General features: G+C 64.4%; 22 protein-coding genes. 8 read left to right on the forward strand and 14 right to left on the reverse strand.

Going from position 1 to position 25,364, the window contains the following annotated elements:
• Window positions 1–141: 141 nt before the first annotated feature.
• On the reverse strand, window positions 142–1,533 hold the full coding sequence (locus tag B3361_RS06540) for an L-cystine transporter (RefSeq protein ID WP_029887465.1): 1,392 nt from the start codon (window positions 1,531–1,533) through the stop codon (window positions 142–144).
• Between the two features lie 244 nt (window positions 1,534–1,777).
• On the opposite strand from B3361_RS06540, the gene B3361_RS06545 reads away from it, so the two are divergent.
• Window positions 1,778–2,833 carry a phosphorylcholine phosphatase gene (locus B3361_RS06545; protein WP_054906222.1) on the forward strand — a complete coding sequence of 352 codons (1,056 nt, stop codon included), beginning with the start codon at window positions 1,778–1,780 and terminating at the stop codon, window positions 2,831–2,833.
• Window positions 2,834–3,007: 174 nt separating this feature from the next.
• Here the strand turns inward: B3361_RS06545 and ilvD are convergent, their stop codons facing one another.
• Window positions 3,008–4,849 (reverse strand): dihydroxy-acid dehydratase, encoded by a 1,842-nt coding sequence (gene ilvD, locus B3361_RS06550; RefSeq protein ID WP_009683363.1) that lies wholly within the window; start codon window positions 4,847–4,849, stop codon window positions 3,008–3,010.
• A gap of 340 nt (window positions 4,850–5,189) precedes the next feature.
• On the reverse strand, window positions 5,190–6,386 hold the full coding sequence (locus tag B3361_RS06555) for a class I SAM-dependent rRNA methyltransferase (RefSeq protein WP_054906221.1): 1,197 nt from the start codon (window positions 6,384–6,386) through the stop codon (window positions 5,190–5,192).
• Between the two features lie 178 nt (window positions 6,387–6,564).
• Between B3361_RS06555 and B3361_RS06560 the strand changes: the two genes are divergently transcribed.
• Window positions 6,565–7,383 (forward strand): HDOD domain-containing protein, encoded by an 819-nt coding sequence (locus tag B3361_RS06560; RefSeq protein ID WP_172828440.1) that lies wholly within the window; start codon window positions 6,565–6,567, stop codon window positions 7,381–7,383.
• Window positions 7,384–7,386: 3 nt separating this feature from the next.
• Entirely contained in the window at window positions 7,387–8,199 is an 813-nt protein-coding gene (gene mutM / locus B3361_RS06565; protein ID WP_009683360.1) for a bifunctional DNA-formamidopyrimidine glycosylase/DNA-(apurinic or apyrimidinic site) lyase, read from the forward strand.
• Window positions 8,200–8,377: 178 nt separating this feature from the next.
• Here the strand turns inward: mutM and B3361_RS06570 are convergent, their stop codons facing one another.
• From B3361_RS06570 to B3361_RS06590, 5 genes are all read right to left on the reverse strand, one after another.
• Window positions 8,378–8,629, reverse strand: a complete 252-nt coding sequence (locus tag B3361_RS06570; RefSeq protein ID WP_009683359.1) for a YfhL family 4Fe-4S dicluster ferredoxin — start codon at window positions 8,627–8,629, stop codon at window positions 8,378–8,380.
• A gap of 102 nt (window positions 8,630–8,731) precedes the next feature.
• Window positions 8,732–9,217, reverse strand: a complete 486-nt coding sequence (gene coaD / locus B3361_RS06575; protein WP_054906220.1) for a pantetheine-phosphate adenylyltransferase — start codon at window positions 9,215–9,217, stop codon at window positions 8,732–8,734.
• 112 nt (window positions 9,218–9,329) lie between these two features.
• The gene (locus tag B3361_RS06580; protein ID WP_154211505.1) at window positions 9,330–10,928 is read right to left on the reverse strand and encodes a GMC family oxidoreductase; all 1,599 of its coding nucleotides are present in this window, start codon (window positions 10,926–10,928) and stop codon (window positions 9,330–9,332) included.
• Window positions 10,929–10,948: 20 nt separating this feature from the next.
• Entirely contained in the window at window positions 10,949–11,434 is a 486-nt protein-coding gene (locus tag B3361_RS06585; RefSeq protein WP_054904647.1) for a hypothetical protein, read from the reverse strand.
• A gap of 10 nt (window positions 11,435–11,444) precedes the next feature.
• Window positions 11,445–12,875 carry a coniferyl aldehyde dehydrogenase gene (locus B3361_RS06590; RefSeq protein ID WP_178126185.1) on the reverse strand — a complete coding sequence of 477 codons (1,431 nt, stop codon included), beginning with the start codon at window positions 12,873–12,875 and terminating at the stop codon, window positions 11,445–11,447.
• A 151-nt stretch (window positions 12,876–13,026) separates the two neighbouring features.
• On the opposite strand from B3361_RS06590, the gene B3361_RS06595 reads away from it, so the two are divergent.
• Window positions 13,027–13,692: a TetR/AcrR family transcriptional regulator gene (locus tag B3361_RS06595; RefSeq protein ID WP_029887460.1), complete on the forward strand. Its 666-nt coding sequence runs from the start codon at window positions 13,027–13,029 to the stop codon at window positions 13,690–13,692.
• A 48-nt stretch (window positions 13,693–13,740) separates the two neighbouring features.
• Window positions 13,741–14,595 (forward strand): sulfurtransferase, encoded by an 855-nt coding sequence (locus B3361_RS06600; RefSeq protein WP_054904645.1) that lies wholly within the window; start codon window positions 13,741–13,743, stop codon window positions 14,593–14,595.
• A 33-nt stretch (window positions 14,596–14,628) separates the two neighbouring features.
• On the opposite strand, the gene B3361_RS06605 is transcribed toward B3361_RS06600, so the two are convergent.
• The 6 genes from B3361_RS06605 to B3361_RS06630 form a co-directional block, all read right to left on the reverse strand.
• Entirely contained in the window at window positions 14,629–15,621 is a 993-nt protein-coding gene (locus B3361_RS06605) for a hydrolase (RefSeq protein WP_054904644.1), read from the reverse strand.
• A 60-nt stretch (window positions 15,622–15,681) separates the two neighbouring features.
• A complete protein-coding gene (locus B3361_RS06610) occupies window positions 15,682–17,079 on the reverse strand; it encodes a M16 family metallopeptidase (protein ID WP_054904643.1) in 1,398 nt (465 codons plus the stop codon).
• Window positions 17,076–18,410 carry a M16 family metallopeptidase gene (locus tag B3361_RS06615; protein ID WP_054904642.1) on the reverse strand — a complete coding sequence of 445 codons (1,335 nt, stop codon included), beginning with the start codon at window positions 18,408–18,410 and terminating at the stop codon, window positions 17,076–17,078. The genes B3361_RS06610 and B3361_RS06615 overlap by 4 nt, the downstream gene beginning before the upstream one ends.
• A 70-nt stretch (window positions 18,411–18,480) precedes the next feature.
• Window positions 18,481–19,083, reverse strand: coding sequence for a 16S rRNA (guanine(966)-N(2))-methyltransferase RsmD (rsmD, locus tag B3361_RS06620; RefSeq protein ID WP_054904641.1), 603 nt, complete (start codon window positions 19,081–19,083; stop codon window positions 18,481–18,483).
• On the reverse strand, window positions 19,083–20,573 hold the full coding sequence (locus tag B3361_RS06625; protein ID WP_054904640.1) for a M16 family metallopeptidase: 1,491 nt from the start codon (window positions 20,571–20,573) through the stop codon (window positions 19,083–19,085). The genes rsmD and B3361_RS06625 overlap by 1 nt, the downstream gene beginning before the upstream one ends.
• The gene (locus tag B3361_RS06630; protein ID WP_029886168.1) at window positions 20,566–21,921 is read right to left on the reverse strand and encodes a M16 family metallopeptidase; all 1,356 of its coding nucleotides are present in this window, start codon (window positions 21,919–21,921) and stop codon (window positions 20,566–20,568) included. The genes B3361_RS06625 and B3361_RS06630 overlap by 8 nt, the downstream gene beginning before the upstream one ends.
• 231 nt (window positions 21,922–22,152) lie before the next feature.
• Between B3361_RS06630 and ftsY the strand changes: the two genes are divergently transcribed.
• The 3 genes from ftsY to ftsX are packed head-to-tail and all read left to right on the forward strand — an operon-like array spanning window position 22,153 to window position 25,321.
• Window positions 22,153–23,625, forward strand: a complete 1,473-nt coding sequence (ftsY, locus tag B3361_RS06635) for a signal recognition particle-docking protein FtsY (RefSeq protein ID WP_054904639.1) — start codon at window positions 22,153–22,155, stop codon at window positions 23,623–23,625.
• Window positions 23,626–23,627: 2 nt separating this feature from the next.
• Complete coding sequence (ftsE, locus tag B3361_RS06640; protein ID WP_009684915.1) at window positions 23,628–24,299, forward strand: cell division ATP-binding protein FtsE; 672 nt, start codon at window positions 23,628–23,630, stop codon at window positions 24,297–24,299.
• Complete coding sequence (ftsX, locus tag B3361_RS06645; protein WP_029886166.1) at window positions 24,296–25,321, forward strand: permease-like cell division protein FtsX; 1,026 nt, start codon at window positions 24,296–24,298, stop codon at window positions 25,319–25,321. Before ftsE ends, ftsX begins: the two co-directional genes overlap by 4 nt.
• Window positions 25,322–25,364 lie beyond the last annotated feature (43 nt).

Here is a 25,364-nt window from a genome sequence, read left to right on the forward strand (position 1 = left end):
CGTTACTGGCCCGAAACAAACGTAGGAGCGAGCGCAGCTCGCGATGCGCCGCGCGGGCGGCGCTCGATCTCACAGGCGCCGCATATCTTGTGGCAAACACCTGTCAGCCCTGATGCAATCCCTGTGGGCCCCGGCAACCTGTCAGGTATGGCTCAGCTCGGCATGTTCATCGTCGGCCAGCACGTCCTTGTCGGTCTCTTTCAGCAACTGGCTGGTGACCACCCCGGCAGTCATCGAGCCATTCACGTTCAACGCTGTACGGCCCATGTCGATCAGCGGCTCGACCGAAATCAGCAACGCCACCAGTTCCACCGGCAAGCCCATGGCCGGCAACACGATCAGCGCGGCGAAGGTGGCGCCGCCGCCCACGCCGGCAACCCCTGCCGAACTCAGCGTGACGATGGCCACCAGGGTGGCGATCCACAGCGGGTCGAAGGTATCGATGCCTACCGCAGGCGCGACCATGACCGCCAGCATGGCGGGGTAGAGCCCCGCACAGCCGTTCTGGCCGATGGTGGTGCCGAACGAGGCGCTGAAGCTGGCAATCGACTGCGGCACGCCCAGACGGCGGGTTTGCGCTTCGATGTTCAGCGGAATGCTGGCTGCGCTGGAGCGGCTGGTGAAGGCGAAGGTGAGCACCGGCCACACCTTGCGGAAGAAACGCAGCGGGCTGACACCCGTAGCCGCGAGGATGATGCCGTGAACCACGAACATCAGTGCCAGGCCCAGGTAGGACACCACCACGAAGCTGCCCAGCTTGAGGATGTCTTCCATGTTCGAACTGGCTACCACCTTGGTCATCAGGGCCAGCACGCCATATGGGGTCAGTTTCATCACCACCCGCACCAGGCGCATGACCCAGGCTTGCAGGGTGTCGATGGCCGACAGCGCACGTGCGCCTTTCTCGGCGTCGTCCTTGATCAGTTGCAGGGCCGCCAGGCCGACGAACACGGCAAAAATCACCACGCTGATGATCGACGTCGGCTTGGCCCGCGCCAGGTCGCCTACCGGGTTGCTGGGAATGAACGACAACAGCAACTGCGGGATATTGAGGTCGGCGACCTTGCCTGCATAGTCGCTGTGGATGACCTGCATGCGGGCGCTTTCCTGGGCGCCGGCCACCAGGCCCTCGGCGCTGAGGCCGAACAGGTTGGTCAGCACGATGCCGATCAACGCGGCAATGGCCGTGGTCAGCAGCAGGGTGCCGATGCTCAGCACGCTGATACGGCCCAGCGACGATGCGTTGTGCAGGCGCGCGACGGCACTGAGGATCGAGGCGAAGATCAGCGGCATGACGATCATCTGCAACAGGCCCACATAGCCATTGCCGACCAGGTCGAGCCAGGCGATGGTGGCCTTGAGCACCGGGTGACCGGCGCCATACACGGTGTGCAGGGCCAAGCCGAAGAGCACCCCCAGCGCCAGGCCCAGCAAGACCTTCTTGGCCAGGCTCCAGTCGGTGCGGCGGGTTTGTGCCAGGCCCAGCAACAGGGCCAGGAATGCCAGCAGGTTGAGTGACAGCGGCAGATTCATTGAAGCTCCAGCAGAGAAAGCAAAGGGTGGCATCGCCTCTGTGAGCGATTGCGAACGGAAATGCTAACAGCCTGAAAACAAACGACTTTATACCCAAATGGAATGTGCATAGTCGTTTATGGAATAACGCCATGTCGCAAATTGCAATGAACACGGCGTTTACTGCTGCCTGAAGGTCGGTGTGGACTGCCGCCCATCGGCCGGGTTGCACTAGCGTTGGTAGATCATTTCAGGAGATTCGTACATGAAAGTCGCCGTGAAAGCTGCCGCTATCGGCTTGTCCCTGCTGTTCAGTATCGAAACCTTCGCCACCGAGCTCAAGCACTGGCCTGCCGATGCAGCCAGGCAGCTCGACAGCATGATCGCTGCCAATGCCAACAAAGGTAACTATGCGGTGTTCGACATGGACAACACCAGTTACCGCTATGACCTGGAAGAAGCCTTGCTGCCGTTCATGGAAAACAAAGGCTTGCTGAGCCGTGACAAGCTCGACCCGTCGCTGAAGCTGATACCGTTCAAAGACACCGCCGAGCACAAGGAAAGCCTGTTCAGCTACTACTACCGGTTGTGCGAAATCGACGACATGGTGTGCTACCCGTGGGTCGCCCAGGTGTTTTCCGGCTTCACCCTCAAGGAGTTGAAGGTGCAGGTGGACGAACTGATGGCTTCGACCCAGCCGATTCCCAGCACCTATTACGATGGCGACCAGGTGAAGGCGATCGACGTGCAGCCGCCCAAGGTATTCAAGGGCCAGGCCGAGCTGTACAACAAGCTGATGGAAAACGGCATCGAGGTCTATGTGATTTCTGCCGCCTCTGAGGAGTTGGTGCGCATGGTCGCTTCGGACCCCAAATACGGCTACAACGTGAAGCCGCAGAATGTGATTGGCGTGAGCCTGCTGCTCAAGGACCGCGCCAATGGCCAGTTGACCACCGCGCGCAAGCAGATCAGTGCCGGGCACTATGACGCCAAAGCCAACGAAGGGCTGGAACTGACCCCGTACCTGTGGACCCCGGCCACCTGGATGGCGGGCAAGCAGGCGGCGATCCTGACTTACATCGATGAGTGGAAGAAGCCGGTGCTGGTGGGCGGCGACACGCCAACCAGTGATGGCTACATGCAGTTTCATGGGGTAGACGTCGGCAAGGGCGGTATCCACCTGTGGATCAACCGCAAGGCCAAGTACATGGACCAGTTGAACGGCATGATTGCCAAGCAGGCGGCGGCGCAGGCCAAGGAAGGGTTGCCGGTGACCGCGGACAAGAACTGGGTGATCGTGACGCCGGAGCAGATCCAGTAAGGCTTGTGTAGAGTGGGCCGGCCTTTTCGCGGGCTCGCCCGCTCCCACTTGCATTGCATGACTTTCAGATGCTGTGCGGTCCCTGTGGGAGCGGGCGAGCCCGCGAAGAGGCCGGTGCAGGCATAAAAAAACCGGCGCACAGTGCGCCGGTTTTTCTTTCATGCTTTCGAAGCCTTACAGCCCTTCGAGCATCGCCTTGTTACGCACAGCACCCTTGTCGGCACTGGTCGCCAGCAACGCATAAGCCTTCAGTGCGGTGGTCACCTTGCGCGGGCGGACTTCAGCCGGTTTCCAGCCTTTCTTGTCCTGCTCGACACGGCGCGCAGCCAGCTCTTCATCACTGACCAGCAGGTTGATCGAACGGTTGGGAATGTCGATCAGTACCTTGTCACCGTCGCGCACCAGGCCGATGGCGCCGCCTGCAGCAGCCTCCGGCGAGGCGTGGCCGATGGAAAGCCCCGAGGTGCCACCCGAGAAGCGGCCGTCGGTCAGCAGGGCGCAGGCCTTGCCCAGGCCTTTGGACTTCAGGTACGAGGTCGGGTAGAGCATTTCCTGCATGCCCGGGCCGCCTTTCGGGCCTTCGTAGCGGATGATCACGATGTCGCCGGCCTTCACTTCGTCGGCGAGGATGCCGCGCACGGCGCTGTCCTGGCTTTCGAAGATCTTCGCGGTACCCTCGAACACGTGGATCGACTCGTCGACACCGGCGGTCTTCACCACGCAACCATCCAGCGCGATGTTGCCGTACAGCACGGCCAGGCCGCCTTCTTGCGAGTAGGCGTGCTCGAAGCTGCGGATGCAGCCGTTCTCGCGGTCGTCATCCAGGGTTTCCCAGCGGGTCGACTGGCTGAACGCGGTCTGGGTCGGGATCCCGGCTGGGCCGGCCTTGAAGAAGGTGTGCACGGCTTCGTCGTCAGTCTGGGTGATGTCCCATTTGGCGATGGCTTCTTCCATGCTGCGGCTGTGCACGGTCGGCAGGTCGGTGTGCAGCAGGCCGCCACGGGCCAGCGAGCCGAGGATGCTGAAGATGCCGCCAGCGCGGTGCACGTCTTCCATGTGGTACTTCTGAATGTTGGGCGCCACTTTGCACAGCTGCGGCACTTTGCGCGACAGGCGGTCGATGTCGCGCAGGTCGAAGGCCACCTCGCCTTCCTGGGCCGCGGCCAGCAGGTGCAGGATGGTATTGGTCGAGCCGCCCATGGCGATGTCGAGCATCATGGCGTTCTCGAACGCCTTGAAGTTGGCGATGCTGCGTGGCAGTACCGACTCGTCGTTTTCGCCGTAGTAGCGTTTGCACAGTTCGACGATGGTGCGCCCGGCCGTCAGGAACAGCTGCTCGCGGTCCGAGTGGGTGGCCAGGGTCGAGCCGTTGCCCGGCAGGGCCAGGCCCAGGGCTTCGGTCAGGCAGTTCATCGAGTTGGCGGTGAACATGCCGGAGCACGAACCGCAGGTCGGGCAGGCGCTGCGCTCGTACTCGGCGACTTTCTCGTCGGATGCGCTGGAGTCGGCGGCGATGACCATGGCGTCGACCAGGTCCAGGCCGTGGCTGGCCAGCTTGGTCTTGCCGGCTTCCATCGGGCCGCCCGAGACGAAGATCACCGGGATGTTCAGGCGCAGGGCGGCCATCAGCATGCCGGGGGTGATCTTGTCGCAGTTGGAGATGCACACGATGGCATCGGCGCAGTGGGCGTTGACCATGTATTCCACGGCGTCGGCAATGATCTCGCGGCTGGGCAGCGAGTACAGCATGCCGTCGTGGCCCATGGCGATGCCGTCGTCGACCGCGATGGTGTTGAATTCCTTGGCCACGCCACCGGCGCGTTCGATTTCGCGGGCGACCAGCTGGCCCAAGTCCTTCAGGTGCACGTGGCCCGGGACGAACTGGGTGAACGAGTTGGCGATGGCGATGATCGGTTTCTTGAAGTCTTCGTCCTTCATGCCGGTGGCGCGCCACAGGGCACGGGCGCCGGCCATGTTGCGGCCCTGGGTGGAAGTCTTGGAACGATAATCAGGCATGAAACACTCCTGGCGGCTTAATCAGGTCACAAAAAGGGGAGTGAGCTTCTCTTGTCCTTTGTACCGCAGGCCGGTTGCCACTGGCACGGATGAGGCCGAAGACTGCGCGGGATCGCCGCGGGCTTGACCAGAGCTCATAAACCCGCCGGGGATGACTGGCGATGAATAGGCCGATTCTACACCCCTGGCGCGGCGAAGGAATGCTTCAGATACAAGTGGCTAGCTACAAGCTACAAGCTACAAGCTACAAGCTACAAGCTACAAGCTACAAGCTACAAGACAGAGCCGACCTGGCGCGCTTGCAGCTTGCAGCTTGCAGCTTGCAGCTTGCCGCTTGCCGCTAGCTGTTGGGCAGCAACCGGCAGGTGATGCTCTTGATGTAGCGGGTTTCGGCAATGGCCGGGTGCACCGGGTGGTCGGGGCCCTGGCCGCCGCGCTCGAGCAGCTGCAGGTTGCGGTCCAGGTGGCGGGCGCTGGTCAGCAGGATGTTGTGCAGGTCGTCCTCGGGCAGGTGCATGGAGCACGAGGCGCTGACCAGAATGCCGTCCTTGCTCAGCATGCGCATGGCCTGTTCGTTCAGCCGGCGGTAGGCCGCCTCGCCGTTCTTCAGGTCTTTCTTGCGCTTGATGAACGCGGGTGGGTCGGCAATGATCACGTCGAAGCGTTCTTCGGCAGCCTTCAGTTCGCGCAGGGCTTCGAACACATCGCCTTCGATGCAGGTCAGCTTTTCGCTGATGCCGTTCAGCGCCGCGTTACGCTCCACGCCATCCAGGGCAAAGCCCGAGGCATCGACGCAGAACACTTCGCTGGCGCCGAAAGCACCTGCCTGCACGCCCCAGCCACCGATGTAGCTGAACAGGTCGAGCACACGCTTGCCCTTGACGTACGGCGCCAGGCGCGCACGGTTCATGCGGTGGTCGTAGAACCAGCCGGTCTTCTGGCCTTCACGCACCGGGGCTTCGAACTTGACGCCGTTCTCTTCCAGCGGCACCCAGTCCGGCACCTCGCCATAGACGGTCTCCACATAGCGCTGCAAGCCTTCGGCGTCACGGGCGGCGGAATCGTTCTTGAACAGGATGCCGCTTGGTTTGAGCACTTGCACCAGGGCAGCGATCACGTCGTCCTTGTGCGCTTCCATGGTGGCCGAGGCCAGCTGAACCACGAGGATGTCGAAGAAGCGGTCGACCACCAGCCCTGGCAGCAGGTCGGAATCGCCATAGACCAGGCGGTAGCACGGCTGGTCGAACAGGCGCTCGCGCAGCGACAGGGCGACATTGAGGCGGTGCACCAGCAGCGACTTGTCCAGCGGCAGCTTGATGTCGCGCGACAGCAGGCGTGCGCAGATCAGGTTGTTCGGGCTGAGTGCGACGATGCCCAACGGTTTGCCGTTGGCCGCCTCGAGAATGGCCTGCTGGCCGGCCTGGAAGCCTTGCAGTGGGGTCGCGCTGACATCGACTTCGTTGCTGTAGACCCACAGGTGGCCGGCGCGCAGGCGGCGGTCGGCATTGGCTTTGAGGCGAAGGCTGGGCAGGGACATGACGTCGCTCCGGGAAAAAAGAGCGGGATTATACCTTGTTGGCCGGCACTTCGGTTCGAGGTACGACAAAGCGCCGGCACGGCCAACTGGGTTAGAATCCACCGTCCTAAACGAGTGTGCACGTATGTCCCAAGAACTCAGCGCCGAACAGATCCAGCAAGCCTTGCAAGGCATCACCATCCCGCCGCAACCGCAGATCATGGTTGACCTGCAGTTCGAGCAGTACATGCCTGACCCGGACCTGGAAACCATCGCCAAGTTGATTTCCCAGGACCCAGGGCTGTCCGGCGCCTTGCTCAAGCTGGTCAATTCGCCGCATTTTGGCCTGTCCAACAAGATCGGTTCGATCCAGCGTGCGGTGAACCTGCTGGGCAGCCGTTCGATCATCAACCTGATCAACGCCCAGTCGATCAAAGGCGAGATGAGCGACGAGACCATCGTTACCCTCAACCGCTTCTGGGACACCGCCCAGGACGTGGCGATGACCTGCCTGACCCTGGCCAAGCGCACCGGTATCCAGCCCGCGGACGAGGCCTACACCCTGGGCCTGTTCCACGACTGTGGCGTGCCGTTGATGCTCAAGCGCTTCCCCAGCTACATGGAGGTGCTGGAAGAAGCCTATGCCAAGGCCGGCGGCGAAACGCGGGTGGTGGATACCGAAAACCGCGCCTTCAATACCAACCATTCGGTGGTCGGCTACTTCACCGCCAAGTCCTGGCGCCTGCCGGAGCACCTCACTGCCGCCATCGCCAACCACCACAATGCCCTGGCAGTGTTCCGCGACGACACCGCGCGCAACACCCAAAGCCAGCTGAAAAACCTGCTGGCGGTGCTGAAGATGGCCGAGCATATCTGTGCCTCCTACCGGGTGCTGGGCAACCAGGCAGTCGACCACGAATGGCGTGTGGTCGGCCCGCTGGTGCTCGATTACATTGGCCTGTCGGATTACGATTTCGAAAACCTCAAGCAGAACATTCGTGAGTTGGGCGGGCACTGACACATGCCGGAATTACCCGAAGTAGAGACCACCCGGCGCGGTATTGCGCCGCACCTGGAAGGCCAGCGCGTCAGCCGCGTGGTGGTGCGTGACCGGCGCTTGCGCTGGCCCATTCCCGAAGACCTCGACGTGCGCCTGTCGGGGCAGCGCATCGTCACTGTCGAACGGCGCGCCAAGTACCTGCTGATCAATGCCGAAGTCGGCACCCTGATCAGCCATCTGGGCATGTCGGGCAACTTGCGCCTGGTCGAGCAGGGCTTGCCGGCGGCCAAGCATGAGCATGTCGATATCGAGCTGGAGTCGGGGCTGATGCTGCGCTACACCGACCCTCGCCGTTTTGGTGCCATGCTCTGGAGCCAGGACCCGTTGCGCCACGAGCTGCTGCTGCGCCTGGGGCCGGAGCCGCTGACCGACCTGTTCGACGGCGAGCGGCTGTTCCAGCTGTCCCGTGGGCGCTCGATGGCGGTCAAGCCGTTCATCATGGATAACGCGGTGGTGGTGGGGGTGGGCAACATCTACGCCAGCGAGGCGCTATTCGCTGCCGGCATCGATCCACGCCGTGCGGCCGGGGGGATTTCCCGGGCGCGTTACCTGAAGCTGGCGATCGAGATCAAGCGGGTACTGGCGGCGGCGATCGAGCAGGGCGGTACCACCTTGCGCGATTTCATCGGCGGTGACGGGCAGCCGGGGTACTTCCAGCAGACCCTGTTCGTGTACGGGCGGGCTGGGCAGCCGTGCAAGGTATGCGGTACGGAGCTGCGCGAAGTGAAACTGGGGCAGCGGGCGAGCGTGTTTTGCCCACGCTGCCAGCGCTGAGGCTACAGGTGATTGCCGTCCTGTAGGAGCGGCCTTGTGTCGCGATGGGGTGCGAAGCGCCCCCAAAATTTCAGCGTCTGCGCAGAAACTTCGGCTTTAGCGAGGAAACCGCCGGGGCCGCTGTGCGGCCCATCGCGACGCAAGGCCGCTCCTACAGAAACCGCGCAGGGCTGAGGGTTCAGGCCTTGCCGGTAATACGCCGGTACTTGGCCATCAATTGCTCTTCGGTTTCCGGGTGCGCCTCATCCAGCGGGATGCAATCGACCGGGCAGACCTGCTGGCACTGCGGCTCGTCGTAATGACCCACGCACTGGGTGCACAGGTTGGGGTCGATCACGTAGATCTCTTCGCCTTGGGAGATGGCCTCGTTCGGGCACTCGGGTTCGCAGACGTCGCAATTGATGCAATCGTCGGTAATGATCAGGGACATGGGGACTCCGGCCGGGGCTCAGCGCCCGGGCATGTTCAACGCAATGGGCACAATTGTGCCGCATTCGCGCCCGCAGTGCACGCGGGCGCGACAATCAGGCGGTCAGGCTGGCTTCTTGAAACGCTCGGTCAGTGCCTCGGCCACCGCAGGGTGGACGAATTTGCTGATATCACCGCCCAATGCGGCGATTTCCCGGACCAGGGTCGAGGAAATGAACGAATAGCGCTCTGACGGCGTCAGGAACAGGCTCTCCACATCGGGTGCCAGTTGCCGGTTCATGTTCGCCAACTGGAACTCGTATTCGAAGTCGGAAACCGCACGCAGGCCGCGCAGCAACACATTGGCGCCCTGTTCCTTGGCGAAATGCGCCAGCAGCGAAGAGAAGCCGATGACTTCGACATTGGGCAGGTGCTTGGTGACCTCACGGGCGAGCGCGACACGTTGCTCCAGCGGGAACAGCGGGTTTTTCTTCGGGCTGGCCGCCACTGCGATGATCACGTGGTCGAACAGGCGCGAAGCGCGCTCGACCAGGTCGCCGTGGCCTTTGGTAATGGGGTCGAAAGTACCCGGGTACAACACTCGGTTCATCGCGTCATCCTGGCTGGAGTGCGTTGGGGAGTCGGATGGTAGCGCAGCGACGGCGCCCCGGCCAAGCCATGCGGCCGGCTGATGGCACTATAGACAGGGCGTGTATTCGTTGTCATGCGTTGTGTGCCAGGCGGGTAGCCAACGCTTCGCTGAGCCTGGCGCTGATGGCATACACCGACAGCTGCGGGTTGGCGCCGATGCTGGTGGGGAACAGCGAGCCGTCGTGAACCGACAGGTTTTCCAGCTGGTGATGGCGGCCCAGGCTGTCGCACACCGCCTGGCGCGGGTCTTCGCCCATGGCGCAACCACCCATCACATGGGCGCTGCCCAGGCGCGTACGGAAAGGCTCCAACGGTAGGCGGTCGATCATGGCCAAGGCCTGTTCCAGGCTGGCAGCGGCGCTGGCATCGCTGTGCACCGGGGTTACCTCGGCCGCGCCGGCGGCGAACTGGACCTGCGCCATGCTGCGGTAGGCGCGCCGCAAGCCGTCACGCAGGTAGTCGGTGACCGGGTAATCGAGCACGGGGGAGCCGTCGCCGCGCAGTTCAACACTGCCACCCTGGCTTTGCGGGTGAAACCCGTCGCGCAGCAAGGCCAGCATGACATGGGTATTGGGCAGTGCGGCCATGCGCCGGGCATTGTCCTGGCCATGGCCACCCAGCAGGGTGCTGGCCAGGGCCGGGTGCAGCGGCGGTACTTCGAGCTTGTAGCCCACCGGCCCCTCCGTGCCTTGCTGCCACTGGAAATGGTCGCTGTAGATCGACTGCGGCGCGCCGTAGTAGGGGTCGATGCGTTCGTTGAAGCGTGCGGCGCTGAAGTTGACCAGGTGCAGGAAGGTGCGTTTGCCCAGGCGGCCATGCGGGTCGGGGGCATTGGAGCGCAGCAGCAGGGCCGGGCTGTTGATGCCGCCGCCTGCCAGGATGTAATGGCGCGCGTGTACCGTCACTTGCCGACCTGTCGGGTGGATGCCTTGCGTATCCAGGGCCTGGCAGGTCAGGTGTTGGATGCGCTCGCCGTTGTGGCTGAAGCGCTCGGCCCGGGCCAGGTAGAGCAGCTCGCCGCCCTGTTCGAGGGTGGCGGGAATGCGCGTCACCAGCATCGATTGCTTGGCATTCACCGGGCAACCCATGCCGCAGTAACCCAGGTTCCAGCAGCCGCGCACGTTGCGCGGGATGACTGCCCAGCGATAACCCAGTTGTTCGCAGCCACGGCGCAGCACGTCGTTGTTGGCATTCGGTGGCATGGCCCAGGGTGTGATACCCAGCTCCAGTTCCATGCGCTCGAACCAAGGGCGCAGCTCATCTTCGCCGAGCCCTTGTACACCATGGGCCGAGGCCCAGTGCGCCAGGGTCTGCGGCGGGGTGCGAAAACTCGACGTCCAGTTCACCAGCGTGGTGCCGCCTACGGCACGACCTTGCAGGATGGTAATGGCGCCATCCTTGCTCATGCGCCCCAGGCCCTCCTGATAGAGGCTGGCATAGGCTTCGTGCTCCAGCAGCTTGAAGTCGCTGCTGGTCTTCAACGGGCCTTCTTCGATCAGCAAGACCTTGAAGCCCGCGGCGCTGAGCCGCTGTGCGCTGGTGGCGCCGCCGGCACCGCTGCCGATCACGGCGATATCGGCGTGCAGTTGCAGGTCGTGTTCCAGGCGTGAGGCGTCGTGGGTGATCCAGCCGCGGTCGAGGCCTTGGCGAAACGGGTCAGGCACAGGCATTGGCGATGCTCTTGTCGTGTTCAGATTTTCGGTGGGCCAGGGTAGCCGCAGGCGGCCCAGGACTCGGGGCGCTCGTACCAGGCCATTTGCAGCAGTTGCAGCAGTGAGGCATGGCCCATGCGCAGCAGGTTCAGCGAGCTGCCCTGCCAGCGCTGCAGGAAAGCCTCGACCTGGGCGGGCGCGGCCTGGGCCCAGGCCCCCCAGATGCCGGTCAGTGGGCCGCGGGTCAGCGGCAGGCTGAGCACGTCGAACAATTGCCGGGTAAGTTTGAGCATCTCCGGCGACAGCGCTGCCAGCTTGTAATCGAGGCTGCGCAGCACCAGCGTATCGGTGGCCAGCGTGCCGCCGAGCACCACCGGTATCAGCGCACGCAGCAGTGGCAGGTCATCGTGGCGCAGCGCCTGAAACCCCGGCGCGGCCGTTTGTGCGCTGCAGCCCACCAGGCTGGCACCGGCCAGGAAAGTGCTCGCGGCAACGCTGAAACGCAGCAGGTCACGACGGTGCATGGCCCGGGCCTCAGCGGATGAACAACTTGTAGACCAGGCGCTGCAGGGCTTTGCCGTAAGGCGGGTAAATCAGCCGTGCGGCGTTGAAGCGTTGCTTGGCCAGTACCGCCTTGGCCTTGCTGAAGGTCAGGAAGCCTTCGTGGCCGTGGTAGTGCCCCATGCCTGAGGGGCCTATGCCACCGAACGGCAGGTCGTCCTGAGCCACATGCAGCAAGGTGTCGTTCAGGCATACCCCGCCGGAATGGCTGTGCTGCAACACCTGTTGATGTTCGCCGCGGTCGTAGCCGAAGTAGTACAGCGCCAAGGGCCGCGGGCGCTGGTTGATGTAGGCCAGCGCGTCATCGAGCGTGTCGTAGGGCACCAGCGGCAGCAGCGGGCCGAATATTTCGTCCTGCATGACCTGCATGGTGTCGTTCACTTTGGTCAGCACGTGTGGCGGCAGGCGCCGCCCTTGGCGTGTCTCGTGGGCGTACAGGTCGGTCACCTGCGCACCTTTGCCGCGCGCGTCCTGCAGCAGGTGCTCAAGGCGTGCCAGTTGCCGGGGGTTGATGATGGCGCTGTAGTCAGGGTTGTCGGCAATGCGAGGGTACATGCGCCGCACGGCGGTGCCGTAGGCATCGGCGAAAGCATTCAGGCGCTCGCGCGGCACCAGCACGTAGTCGGGGGCGACGCAGGTCTGGCCGGCGTTGAGCGTCTTGCCGAAGGCGATGCGCTCGGCGGCTGTTTCCAGCGGTACGCTGGCCGACACGATGGCCGGGGATTTGCCGCCCAACTCCAGGGTCACCGGCGTCAGGTTTTGCGCGGCCGCCAGCATGACCTGGCGGCCTATGCTGGTGGCCCCGGTGAACAGCAGGTGATCGAACGGCAGGCGAGCGAACGCCTGGCCGACCTCGACCTCGCCAAGTACCACACTGACCAGGTCCTCGGGAAACACCCGTTGCAGCAGGGCCTGCAAGGCCTGGCCAGTAGCCGGGGTGGCCTCGCTGAGCTTGAGCATGACCCGGTTGCCAGCGGCCAGGGCACAGGTGAGCGGGCCGATGGCGAGAAACAGCGGGTAATTCCACGGCACGATGATGCCGACGACGCCTAGCGGCTGGTAAAGCACCCGCGCGCTGGCCGGCTGGAATGCCAGCCCCACGGCCCGCCTGGAAGGGCGCATCCAGCGTTGCAGGTGGCGCTCGGCATGGCGTATGCCCTGCACCGAGGGCAGAAGCTCGGCCAGCAACGTTTCATCGGCGCTGCGCCCGCTGAAGTCGGCATCGATTGCTGCGATCAGCTGCTGCTGGTTGGCCAGGAGGGCCTCGCGCAAGCTTTTCAGCCACTGCCGCCGTTGTGTTGCCGGCGGCAGAGGGTTGCCGGCGAACGCCTGGCGCTGGGCGCTGAATGTCGCCTCCCGGGCGTGGTCGGCATGCACGGCAGGCAAGGCGATGGGCGAGGTCACGGCGGTCTCCTGGCTGAGCTTGAAGTTTCTAGAGTCTATACTCTAATTTCTGCGTTGGCGCGAGTATTACCCTTGCAGAGACCGGTGTATCAGCCGGGTGAATCGCCGTAAGATGAACCTTTATCAACGCCTGCAGACTGGGAGCTTGAGCATGGCCCCGCGCATGAAGACCCGAGAGCGCATCGTGCAGAACAGCCTGGAGCTGTTCAACCAGCAGGGCGAGAGATGCGTCAGTACCAACCACATTGCCGCACACATGGAAATTTCGCCCGGCAACCTGTATTACCACTTCCCTAACAAGCAGGCGATCATCGCGGTGTTGTTCAGCCAGTACGAAGAACTGGTGGACAGTTTCCTGCGCCCGCCGCAGGGGCGTGCGGCGACCGTGGAAGACAAGCGGTTCTACCTCAAGGCGCTACTGGCGGCGATGTGGAACTACCGCTTCCTGCACCGCGACCTGGAGCATCTGCTGGACAGCGATGCCGAACTGGCCGCCCGCTACCGGCGCTTCTCCGAGCGCTGCCTGCGCCAGGGCCAGGCGATCTATCGCGGCTTCGTCGAGGCAGGCATCCTGGCCATGGCGCCGGCGCAGATCGAATCGCTGACCATCAACGCGTGGATCGTGCTGACCTCATGGGTACGTTTTCTCAGTACCACCCGCGAGCACTCCGCGCACCTGGGTGAAGAAGCCTTCATGCGCGGCGTCTACCAGGTACTGGTGCTGGAGCTGGGTTTCGTCACCGACAGTGCCCGCCACGCGGTGGACGCGCTGTGCCAGGAATTTCAGGTACCGTTCAACCAGGCCCTGGAGCTGTAATCCGGGGCGCCAGTGTCATTGCTTTGTGCCATTGATCAGGAGATTGTCATGCCCCTTGCGCAATTGATCACCCCGCAACAATTGGCCGAGCGTCTGGGCTCGCCCAAATCGGTGATCCTCGACTGCCGCTTTGCCCTTGAAGATGTCGACTATGGCCAACGCAGCTATGCGCAAGGGCACATAGCCGGTGCACATTTTGCCGACCTCGACCGCGATCTCAGCGGGCCGGTGAGCAAGGGGCGTACCGGGCGCCACCCGTTGCCCAATGCGCAGCGGCTGGTCGAGCGCTTGCGTGAGTGGGGTGTGGACAACGACAGCGAAGTGGTGCTGTACGACGACGGCCCCGGCGCCTTTGCCGCCCGTGCCTGGTGGCTGCTGGTCTGGTTGGGCAAGCGCAGCGGCGTGGCGATCCTCGACGGTGGCCTGAAGGCCTGGCATGCAGCGCACCTGCCCCTGAGCCTGGACCCTGCACCCAAGCGCCAAGGCACGTTCAGCGGCGAGCCAGACCCCGCGCTGCTGATCGATGCCGACCACCTGGCCAAGCGCCTGGGCAATGCAGACCTGACCCTGATCGATGCGCGGGCATTGCCGCGTTTTCGCGGCGAGGTGGAGCCCATCGACCCGGTGGCAGGGCATATCCCCGGCGCGCAGTGCGCGGCGTTTACTGACAACCTGGGGCCTGACGGGCGCTTTTTGCCGGCCGATCAGCTCAGGCAGCGCTTTGCCGAAAAGCTGGCCGGGCGGGCACCGGAGCACGTGGTGTCTTACTGCGGGTCGGGGGTGACGGCATGCCACAACCTGTTTGCACTGGCGCTGGCAGGTTACCCGCTGGGCAAGCTGTATGCCGGGTCGTGGAGTGAGTGGATCACTGATCCGGAGCATGGGGTGGCCACCGGCGAATAGGTAAGTCTGCCGCGAGCAGGGCATGGAGGGACGTTACTGGCCCTCCACCAGCCACTGCGGAATCCGCCGTTCCAGGTAGTACCCGGGCCTGCGCAGGCTGCCATCGACAAAGCCCACATGGCCGCCGCGGCGGTGCAGCTCGAAACGGGTCTGGGGGGCCAGTTCCCGCGCGGTCGGCAAGCTGTGGCTGGACACGAACGGGTCGTCACTGGACTGAATGATCAGCGTTGGCGTGCGGTTCTGGCCAAGAAAGAAGTGGCTCGACGAGCGGCGATAGTAGTCGTGTACATCGCGAAAACCGTTCAAGGGTGCCGTGACCTTGCCGTCGAACTCCCAGAACGTGCGCAAGTTACTCAGCTGGCCCAGGCGGTCGAGTTCGGCCAACCGGTCATGCTGGCCCTGGGCATGGAAGTGCCGCTGCTTGAGTTGTACATACGCCAGCATTTCGCGCATGAAGTGCGCCTGGTACACCTTGGAAAATCCCTGGCCGATGCGGTCTGCGCAGTGGTCCAGACGAAACGGTACCGAGACCGCTACCGCAGCCTCCAGCTGGCTGGCGACGCCGCTTTCACCCAGGTATTTCAACAACACATTGCCGCCCAGCGAATAGCCCACCGCATACAGCGGTGCCAGTGGGCGCTGGGCGCGCAGGTGGGCGATGATCTCCGCCAGGTCTTCGCTGGCGCCGGAGTGATAGCTTCGGGGCAACAGGTTGGGTTCGCCCGAACAGCCGCGCCAGTTCACCGCCACGCTGGCCCAGCCCCGCGCTTGCAGGGCTTGCTGCAAGCCCTTCACATAGGGTGAGTGAGAGGAACCGGTCAGCCCGTGCAACACCAGTACCAGCGGCGCCTGCGGCTGGTGTGGGCCATGCCAGTCCAGGTCGATGAAGTCGCCATCAGCCAGCCACAGGCGCTCCCGGTTGCGCGCAAGCGCCGGCAGCTTGCGCCACAGGGGGCCCCACAATGTTTGCAGATGCGGGTTGGACAGGCCGATGGCCGGACGGAAAGGGGCGCTGAGGCTAGGCATGCTGGGCGACTCGTGATGTGCCGGCCTAGAGTGCCACGAAACAGCGCCTTTGTACCTGCGCTATTGGTCGAGCGCGGTCGGTTTGGGTAATGGCAATTGCTCGGTAACCGGGCCGCTGGTGACGAATACCTGTGGGGCCTGCAGCCAGACTTGCGCCGCTTCACGCAGATTGGCAGGGGTAAGCGCCGACAGTTTACCGAGGAAGGTGCCCAGGTGGTCTGGCGCCAAGCCTTGGTGGCTGTAGGTGGCCAAGGCCTGGGCCATTCTCGCGCGGTCTGCCAGGCTGTCGTGCAGTTTACCGGCGATCTGGTTCACCGCCATGTCGCATTCGGCCTGGCTGGGGCCGTGTTCACGCAGGCATGCCAGAATCGCCGACACCAGCGCGCCAGAGGCGTCCCGGTACTGGGGGGCGATATCCCAGTGGATCTGCAACTGGCTGGCGGCATCCAGCGGCCTCAGGTCGCAGGAGATGGCGTAGGTGAGGTTGCGCAGGGTGCGCAATTCCTGGGTAAGGCGCGACTCGTAGCTACTGCCCAGGATTGCGTTGAGCAGATACAGGGCCGGGAACACCGGATCCTGGGCCGATACGTTCGTTGCAAGGGTGAGCGTTGCCTGGGTGGTACTGCTGGCCGCAGCGAGATTCAGGTCCAATGCCTGGTAGTCGGGAACCGATGGCGTGCGTTGCGCCGCCCAGCCTTGCGGCAGGGCCCGGACCAGGTCGTCGACAAGCTGCCGTGCTTCCTCGCGGGTCAGGTTGCCCACCAGGCCGATGTCGAGGTTGTTGGCCGAATACGCCTGTTGGTGGAACGCCCGGATCTGGTCATCGCCAATGCTGGCGATAGTCTGCGCTGTCAGGGTGGCCGCGTAGGGGTGGCCGCTGAAGATATGCGCGGTGGCCGCCTTGGTAATCCGCAGCAGCGGATGGTTGCCATACCTGACCTGGCTGAATACGAGCCGTTCGCCGATTTTGGCCACATCGCCCGCGCGCAATGCCGGGCGGGCCAGCATCTCGGTCAGCAGTTGCATCGCGCTGTCGCGCAGTGCCGGCAGGCTCAGGGCGCGCAGGGTGACAAGGGCGCTGTCGTCGCTGATCCTCCTGCCCAGGATGGCGCCGAAACCGGCCATATCCTCGGCGAACCGCGTAGCGTCGAGTTGCCCGGTGCCTTGGTCGAGGCTGTACAGCACAAGTGCCGCAAGCCCAGGGTGGGCGCCGTCGAGTACGCTGCCTGCGCGAAAGCGTAATGCCAGGTCGAACATGGGCCGGTCATGGCGTGCGAGGAAGCTGACGCGGGTGCCTTCTGCCGTTCGCCAGTGCTCAGGGTGGGCCTGCAGGTCTGGAATGTGGCCAAGGTCGATACCCTGTGCCGACCGCAGGTTGGCCATGGCCGCCAAGGCGGTGTCGTCAGCCGGGCCGTTGCACGTCAGCGGCAAGGGGGTTGGGGAGGGTACCTGGATCATGCTGTGGCTCCTGGCTGAAGGTAGCAGGTGGTCAACCGTTCGCGCCCCAGGTAGGCAAGTGCCACTTGCTGCACCTGTTGGCTGTCGAGGTCGCGGATGATCTGGATGTCTTGGTCCACGGCCGCGACGGCGATCCCGGCAGCGGCGGCCTGGCCGATTCGCTCGGCTTGGGCCACCTGGCTGTCAGTGAACAGGCGGCGGGCAAGCATGCGCAATTTCGCGCGTTCAAGCTCAGCAGTGGGCACCGCAGTGTTGCGCAGTGCTTCGAGGTGCTGGCAAACAGCGTGTGCAGCCTGTTCTGGCGTGCTGTTCATGCTGTTCACGTACGCTGACAGGGTCAGCAGCGTGTCACCCTGCAACAAGGGCTGATAGGTGATGCTGATGCCGGTGAGCAGGCGTTCGTCGCGCACCAGGTCACTGTAGAGCCTGGCGCTGAACCCCTCGGCCAGCACCTCGCGGATCAACTCGAGGGCAGGGGCAGTGGCTGCATCCGCTGCGGTGGCCCTGCTCGGAACGTTGAACGACATGAACAGCCCTTCGCGTAACCCGGGCAGGCTCACGGTTTGCGTGCGCGCCTGCAACGGCTGGTCTTGCCGTGGTGCGGGGCGCTGCGGCACTGGCGCGCTCGGCAGGCTGGCGAAGTACTGCTCTACCTGGGGGCGCAGGGTTGCCAGGTCGATGCCGCCAACCACCACCAGCGTGGCGTTGTTGGGCCGGTACCAGGTTGCATACCAGGTTCGCAGCGTTTCCAGTCCTATATCGGCAAGGTCGGCCTGGGAACCGAAGCTCGGTTGCCCGTAGGCATTGCCGCCATGGGCCAGCGCCAGATGAAGGTCGTACGCCTGTTGGTCTGGGTGGTTGTCCAACTTGAGCCGCCTTTCGTCCTCGACGGCTTTCTTTTCCCGGACCAGTTCTGCCTGGCCGAAGGTCGCGCTGTTCATGGCATCGGCCATGATCTCCAATGCGATTGGCAGGCGAGCGACCGGCAGCGTTATCTCATACGCCGTCGCCTCTTCATGGGTGCTGGCATTGGCGTTGCCGCCCAGGCGGGCGATCACTCGCGAGTATTGGCCGGCGGCAAGTTTGCTGCTGCCTTCGAAAATCAGGTGTTCCAGGAGGTGGGACAGGTTGCTGTGGCCCGCGGGCTCATGGCTGGAACCCACGTGATACCAGAGTTGCACGGCGGCCAGCTGGCTGGTGTGGTCTGGCCGCAGGTAGACGGACAAACCGTTGCTCAGGGTGAAGTGCTGCAGTGGCAAGGGGGCGGCTGAAACGACAGATGCCAATCCTGCCGAGACCTGGTCGAGGGTGACGGGCGCAGGTGAAGTCATCGCTGAAGTGCTCCGGTTGGGTGAACCGCAACAGCTTCAGCGAAATGGCGCCGCGGGCAGCGCTACATAGTTAGCCCCGCTGCCACAGCGCGTAATACACCTGGCCGGTTTTTTTCTCGCGATGCAGGCGCCAGTTGCCGGGCAGTTGCAGGGCCGACGGCGCGGCTTCGCTCTCGGTGTAGACCCAGGCTTGCTCGCTGAGCCACTGGTGCTGCTCCAGCAGGTTGCAGGTGTTGGCCAGCAGGTCCTGGTGGAATGGCGGGTCGAGGAACACCACGTCGAACTGCTGCTTGGCCGGGTTCTGCAGGTAGCGCAGGGCATCGGTTTGCAGGATTTGCCCGCGCGGGCAGCGGAGGATCTCCAGGTTGTTTTTCAGGTTGGCGATGGCCGCCGGGTTGCTGTCCAGTGCCACGGCGTCTTCAGCGCCGCGGGACAGGGCTTCGAGCACGAGGGCGCCACTGCCGGTGAAGGCGTCCAGTACCCGAGCGCCCTCGATGTAGGGCGCCAGCCAGTTGAAGACGGTTTCGCGCACACGGTCGGGCGTTGGCCGCAGGCCTTTACCTTCCGGCACCGCCAGGCGACGGCTGCGCCACTCGCCGGCGATGATGCGCAGGTGGCCCTGGCCCTTGCTTTGCCCGGTTTGCGGGCGGGCGGGAGGGGTGGATCTTGGCATTAGTGCTCCGGTACCCCGAGCGGCTGCTCGGAGGGCTTGTCAGTGGGTGCTGGCAGCGGTTTCTGTGGCACTTTCGGGCCAACGGTGACGATCACCAGTTTATCGGCTGACAGGTGTTTGTTCATGGCGGCCTTGACCTGCTCGACAGTGAGGGCCTGGGACTGCTGCATGAAGTCCTCCAGCCAGGTCAGCGGCAAGTTGTAGAAGCCGATGGCGCCCAGCTGGCCGACGATGCTGGCATTGCTGGCATTGGACAACGGGAAGCTGCCGGCCAGTTCGCGCTTGGCATCGTCCAGCTCTTGCTGGGTGGGGCCGGTCTTGAGGTAGTCGGCGAGAATGCCCTGCACCAGCTTGAGCGTGCCCTCGCTGAGTTCGGCACGGGTTTGCAGGTTGATCATGAACGGGCCGCGCACCTGCATCGGGCTGAAGACCGAGTAAACGCCGTACGTCAGGCCGCGTTTTTCCCGCACTTCGCTCATCAGCCGGGTACCGAAGGCACCGCCGCCGAGGATCTGGTTACCCAGCGACAGTGCAGGCCAGTCCGGGTCCTGGCGGTCGATACCAAGCTCGGCCAGCATCAGGTGGGTCTGCTTGGACGGGAAATCGATGTGGGTCAGGCCGGGCTTGGCCTCGGCCGGCTGCGCCGGCGCGGGCAGCGCCGGGCCTTTGGGTAGCCCGGCGGACACCTGGGCGGCGATGGCTTCGGCTTCGGCGCGGCTGAGGCCGCCGACCAGGGCGATCACGGCGTTGCCACCGGTGTAGGCCTTGGCATGGAAGGCGCGCAGTTGGGCCAGGCCGATGCCGTTGATGCTTTCGGCAGTGCCGTCGCTGGGGTGGGCGTAGGGGTGGTGGCCATAGAGGTTGGCGAACAGCGCTTTGCCAGCGATTTTGCCAGGGTTCTGCTTCTCGTACTCGAAGCCGGCCAGCATCTGGTTCTTGATGCGCTTGAGCGCGTCTTCAGGGAAGCTCGGCTTGCCGGCGACCTCGGTGAACAGCTTGAGTGCCGGCTCGCGCTTGTCCTTGGCGCTGAGGCTGCGCAGCGAGGCCACGGCCATGTCACGGTAGGAGCCGTTGCCAAAGTCTGCGCCCAGGCTCTCGAAGCCTTCGGCGATGGCGGTCACGTCCTTGCCGGCCACGCCTTCGTTGAGCATGGCGTTGGTCAAGGCAGCCAGGCCTGGCGTGCCGCCGTCCTGGCTGCTGCCGGCGGCAAAGGTCACGCGCAGGTCGAACATCGGCAGCTCGCGCGCCTCGACGAACAGCACCCGGGCCCCTTCGGCGGTGTTCCAGTGCTGGATGTTCAGCTGGCGCCGGCTCGGCGCCTTGCCGTCCAGCTCGGCCAGCGACTGCAGGGTGTTGGCCGGCCGGGCCGCGGTGCTGTCGGCCTTGGCGGCGTTGTCGGCCAGGGCCGGGGCAGCCAGCACCGCTGCCAGCGCCAGGGCGCGGATACCGGTGGCCAACAGGGTTGGGCGTGGTGCGCGACGATCACTCATGAGCGGACTCCTCGGGCAGTACATGGGCAACGCTCAGGCGTTCGCGGGTGAAATAGGTGCGCGCGGCGTTCTGGATGTCCTGCGGGGTAACGCGCTTGAGCTCGTCCAGTTCGCTGTCGATCAGCTTCCAGGACAGGCCGACGGTTTCCAGTTGGCCGATGGTGGTGGCCTGGCTGCTGATGGAGTCGCGGTCATAGACCAGGCCGGCGATAACCTGGGCGCGTACGCGCTCCAGTTCCTCGGCGCTGGGCGGGGTGGTCTTGAGTTCGTCGAGCAGTTGCCACACGCCCTTCTCGACGTCGGCCAGGGTTTTCTGCTTCTGAACGTTCGGCGTGGCCGAAATCAGGAACAGGCTGTCGCCACGGGTAAAGGCGTTGTAGCTGGACGAAGCACCGGCCACCAGCTCCTGGCCACGCTCCAGGCGCGCCGGCATGCGGGCGCTGTAGCCGCCGTCGAGCAGCGCCGAGATCAGGCGCAGGGCGTGTACGGTGCGGGGGTCCTTGGCCGTGGCCAGGCCGGGCACGTTGAACCCGTAGATCAGGCTTGGCAGTTGCGTGCGCACGTGCAGGGTCAGCTGGCGCTGGCCGGGTTCTGCGAGCTCAAGTGGCAGCTTGGCCGGTGGCACGGTGCGCTTCGGAATGCTGCCGAAGTACTTCTGGGCCAGGCCTTTGACCTCGTCGGGGGTGACATCGCCGACCACCACCAGCGTGGCATTGTTGGGGGCATACCAGGACTCGTACCAGTGGCGCAGTTCCTCGACCTTCATGCGCTCCAGGTCGGCCATCCAGCCGATGGTCGGGGTATGGTAGCCGCTGGCAGGGTAGGCCATGGCGCGGAACAGCTCGAAGGCCTTTGCAGTGGGCTGATCGTCGGTACGCAGGCGGCGCTCTTCCTTGATGACCTCGATTTCCTTGCTGAATTCGTCGGCTGGCAGGCGCAGGCTGGCCAGGCGGTCGGCCTCCAGTTCCAGGGCTACGGGCAGGCGGTCACGCGCCAGCACCTGGTAGTAGGCGGTGTAGTCGTCGCTGGTGAAGGCGTTCTCTTCGGCGCCCAGGTCGCGCAGCACGCGTGAAGCTTCGCCGGGGCCGAGCTTGGCGCTCCCCTTGAACATCATGTGCTCCAGGGCGTGCGACAGGCCGGTCTGGCCCGGGGTTTCGTAGCTGGAACCGACCTTGTACCAGATCTGCGAGACCACCACCGGGGCGCGGTGGTCTTCGCGCACCACGACCTTGAGGCCGTTGTCGAGGATGAATTCGTGGGTGGGTTGCACATCGGCGGCGAAGGCCGCGAGCGGCAGGCAGAGCGTGCCGAGCAACAGGCCAGCGGCGCGGCGGGCTAGAGCATTCATACGGTGTTTAACCTGTTCGGCGGCCCGCTGGGTTTAGCGTCGACGGGCCAGGAGGTGCTAGGATACTGATCCGGTTGCCTGGCGACCATGCCTGTCGCCGTTCTGGCCCACAGGACACTAAGACAAAACATTGCGCATGAACCAGCCGGCTTCAAGATAGTCTGTTCTGCGTAGAGAGAATTCCCGATCCGCCGTAGCTGGCGCATCGCTACCCTGAGATAGCCGTCTTCCATGTTTGGTTCCAACGACGACAAGAAAGCGCCGGCCGAGGCTGGTGAAAAGAAAGGCCTGTTCAGCTGGTTTCGCAAGAAGCCGCAACAACCTGTGGACGCTGGCGTTCCCGCCAGTGAAGCCCCCGCTGTCGAGCAACCTGTAGCCGCTCCGGTCGAGGCCCCCGCTGCTGAAGCGCCGCAGCCTGAGGCGCCCGCGCCTGCCCCGGCAGCCGAAGCGCCGGCGCCGGTCGCTGTGCCGCCGTTGCCGGCCGCTGAACCCGAGCCGCTGGTTTCCCCGCCGCCGGTAGCGCCCGCGCCGCAACCCGTTGCCCCTGCGCCGGTGCCAGCGGCTGTGGTGGACGTCGCCCGTACCGAGCCTGCGCCGGTCAGCAACCTGGTACTGCCGGTGGCCGAAGAGCCGGTAGCGCTGGTGCCGGACCTGGAACCCAAGGCGCCACCGGCGATCCCCGAGCGCCCTGCACCTGAGGTGGTTGCCCCGCCGGCCGTGGCTGCCACAGCCGTCGAGGTCGCGCCAGAGCCAGCGGCAGCGCCGGCCGAACAGGCCAGGCCTGGCTTCTTTGCCCGCCTCAAGCAGGGCCTGTCGAAGACCAGTGCCTCCATTGGCGAGGGGATGGCCAGCCTGTTCCTGGGCAAGAAAGTCATCGACGACGACTTGCTCGACGAGATCGAAACGCGCTTGCTGACCGCCGACGTGGGCGTGGAAGCCACGTCGACCATCGTCCAGAACCTGACCCAGAAAGTCGCCCGCAAGCAACTGGCCGATGCCGACGCCCTGTACAAGACGCTGCAGGAAGAGCTGGCGGCATTGCTGCGTCCGGTCGAGCAGCCCCTGAAAGTGCAGGCGCAGAACAAGCCCTACGTGATCCTGGTGGTAGGCGTGAACGGCGCCGGCAAGACCACCACCATCGGCAAACTGGCGAAAAAACTGCAACAGGAAGGCAAGAAGGTGATGCTGGCCGCCGGCGATACCTTCCGCGCCGCAGCGGTCGAGCAGTTGCAGGTGTGGGGTGAGCGTAACCAGATTCCGGTCATCGCCCAGCACACCGGTGCCGACTCCGCATCGGTCATTTTCGACGCCGTGCAGGCCGCCAAGGCCCGCGGTGTGGATGTGCTGATCGCCGACACCGCCGGCCGCCTGCACACCAAGGACAACCTGATGGAGGAGCTGAAGAAGGTGCGCCGGGTCATCGGCAAGCTCGACGCCGAGGCGCCGCACGAGGTGCTGCTGGTGCTCGACGCCGGTACCGGGCAGAACGCCATCAGCCAGGCCAAGTACTTCAACCAGAGTGTCGAATTGACCGGCCTGGCCCTGACCAAGCTCGATGGCACCGCCAAGGGCGGGGTGATCTTCGCCCTGGCCAAGCAGTTCAAGTTGCCGATCCGCTTCATCGGTGTCGGCGAAGGCATCGACGACCTGCGGACCTTCGAAGCGGAGCCTTTCGTCAAGGCTCTGTTCGCCGAGCGAGACTGACCATGATCCGATTCGAACAGGTTGCCAAGCGCTATCCCAATGGTCATGTCGGTTTGCATGAGCTGAGTTTCCGGGCGCGCCGGGGCGAGTTCCTGTTCGTCACCGGCCACTCGGGCGCCGGCAAGAGCACCTTGCTGCGCCTGCTGCTGGCCATGGAGCGCCCGACCAGCGGCAAGCTGATGCTGGCCGGGCAGGACCTGGGCCAGATCAGCAACGCCCAGATCCCGTTCCTGCGCCGGCAGATCGGCGTGGTGTTCCAGAACCACCAACTGTTGTTCGACCGCACGGTGTTCAACAACATCGCCCTGCCGCTGCAGATTCTGGGCTTGTCCAAGGCCGAGATCGCCAAGCGCGTCGATTCCGCCCTGGAGCGCGTGTCGCTGGCTGACAAGGGCGAGCTGTTCCCGGCTGACCTGTCCACCGGGCAGCAGCAGCGGGTCGGCATTGCCCGGGCAATCGTCCACCAGCCCGCGCTGCTGCTGGCCGATGAACCCACCGGTAACCTCGACCCGCGGCTGGCCGCAGAAATCATGGGGGTATTCGAGGACATCAACCGCCTGGGTACTACGGTTTTGATCGCCAGCCACGACCTGGCACTGATTGCGCGCATGCGTCACCGCATGCTGACCTTGCAGCGCGGCCGCTTGATCGGCGATGGGGAGGCCGGGCAATGAGCACTACACGTACGCCAAAGGTTTCCGAGCGCGTTGCGCCGAAGCCAGCCGACCCGCAGCCGGCGAAGAAAAAACGCGGCGAAGACGATGACGGCCCGGACTTCCGCACGTTGTTGCACGCCTGGCTGGAAAGCCACCGTGCCAGCCTGGCTGACAGCCTGCGCCGGCTGGGCAAACAGCCTATCGGCAGCTTCTTCACCTGCCTGGTGATGGCCGTCGCGCTGAGCATGCCGATGGGCCTGTCGTTGCTGTTGAAGAACGTCGAGCAACTGGGCGGTTCGTGGCAGCGCGCGGCGCAGATTTCGCTGTACCTCAAGCTGGATGCCGGCAGCCGTGATGGCGAGGCGCTGCGTGACGAGATCAAGGGCATGCCCGGCGTGGCAGACGCGCAGTATGTCAGCCGCGAGCAGGCGCTGGAGGAATTCCAGCAGCAGTCCGGTCTGGGCGAGGCCTTGCGCGAGCTGCCGGAGAACCCGCTGCCAGGCGTGGTGGTAGTCACCCCGACCGAGGTCGACAAGCCCGCCCTTGAAGCCTTGCGTCAGCGCCTTGCGGAGCTGCCGCGGGTGGATGTGGCGCAACTGGACCTGGTCTGGGTCGAGCGGCTGGCGGCGATCCTCAAGCTGGGTGACCGGTTCGTCTTCGGTCTGGCGGTGATGCTTATTTCTGCACTGCTGTTAGTAATCGGTAACACAATTCGTCTGCATATCGAAAACCGCCGCATCGAGATCGAAGTGATCAAGCTGGTCGGCGGCACCGACGCCTACGTACGCCGGCCTTTCCTGTACATGGGCGCATTGTATGGCCTGGGTGCAGGGCTGCTGGCGTGGGGGATCCTGGCGTTTGGCCTGAACTGGCTGAACGAGGCGGTGGTAGGGCTTTCCGGGCTATACGGCAGTGACTTCGCCCTGGGCGGAGTGCCGGGGTCCGATGGTCTGTCGCTCTTGATCGGAGCGGTGTTGTTGGGGTATATCGGTGCATGGATTGCAGTCGCCCGCCACTTGAACGAGCTGGCACCGCGATAGTTTTTACAGGCCAACATTGACATTTTGTTCACGATGGAACTTG

This window comes from Pseudomonas sp. UBA6699 (assembly GCF_002454615.1).
Lineage (GTDB): Bacteria > Pseudomonadota > Gammaproteobacteria > Pseudomonadales > Pseudomonadaceae > Aquipseudomonas > Aquipseudomonas juntendi.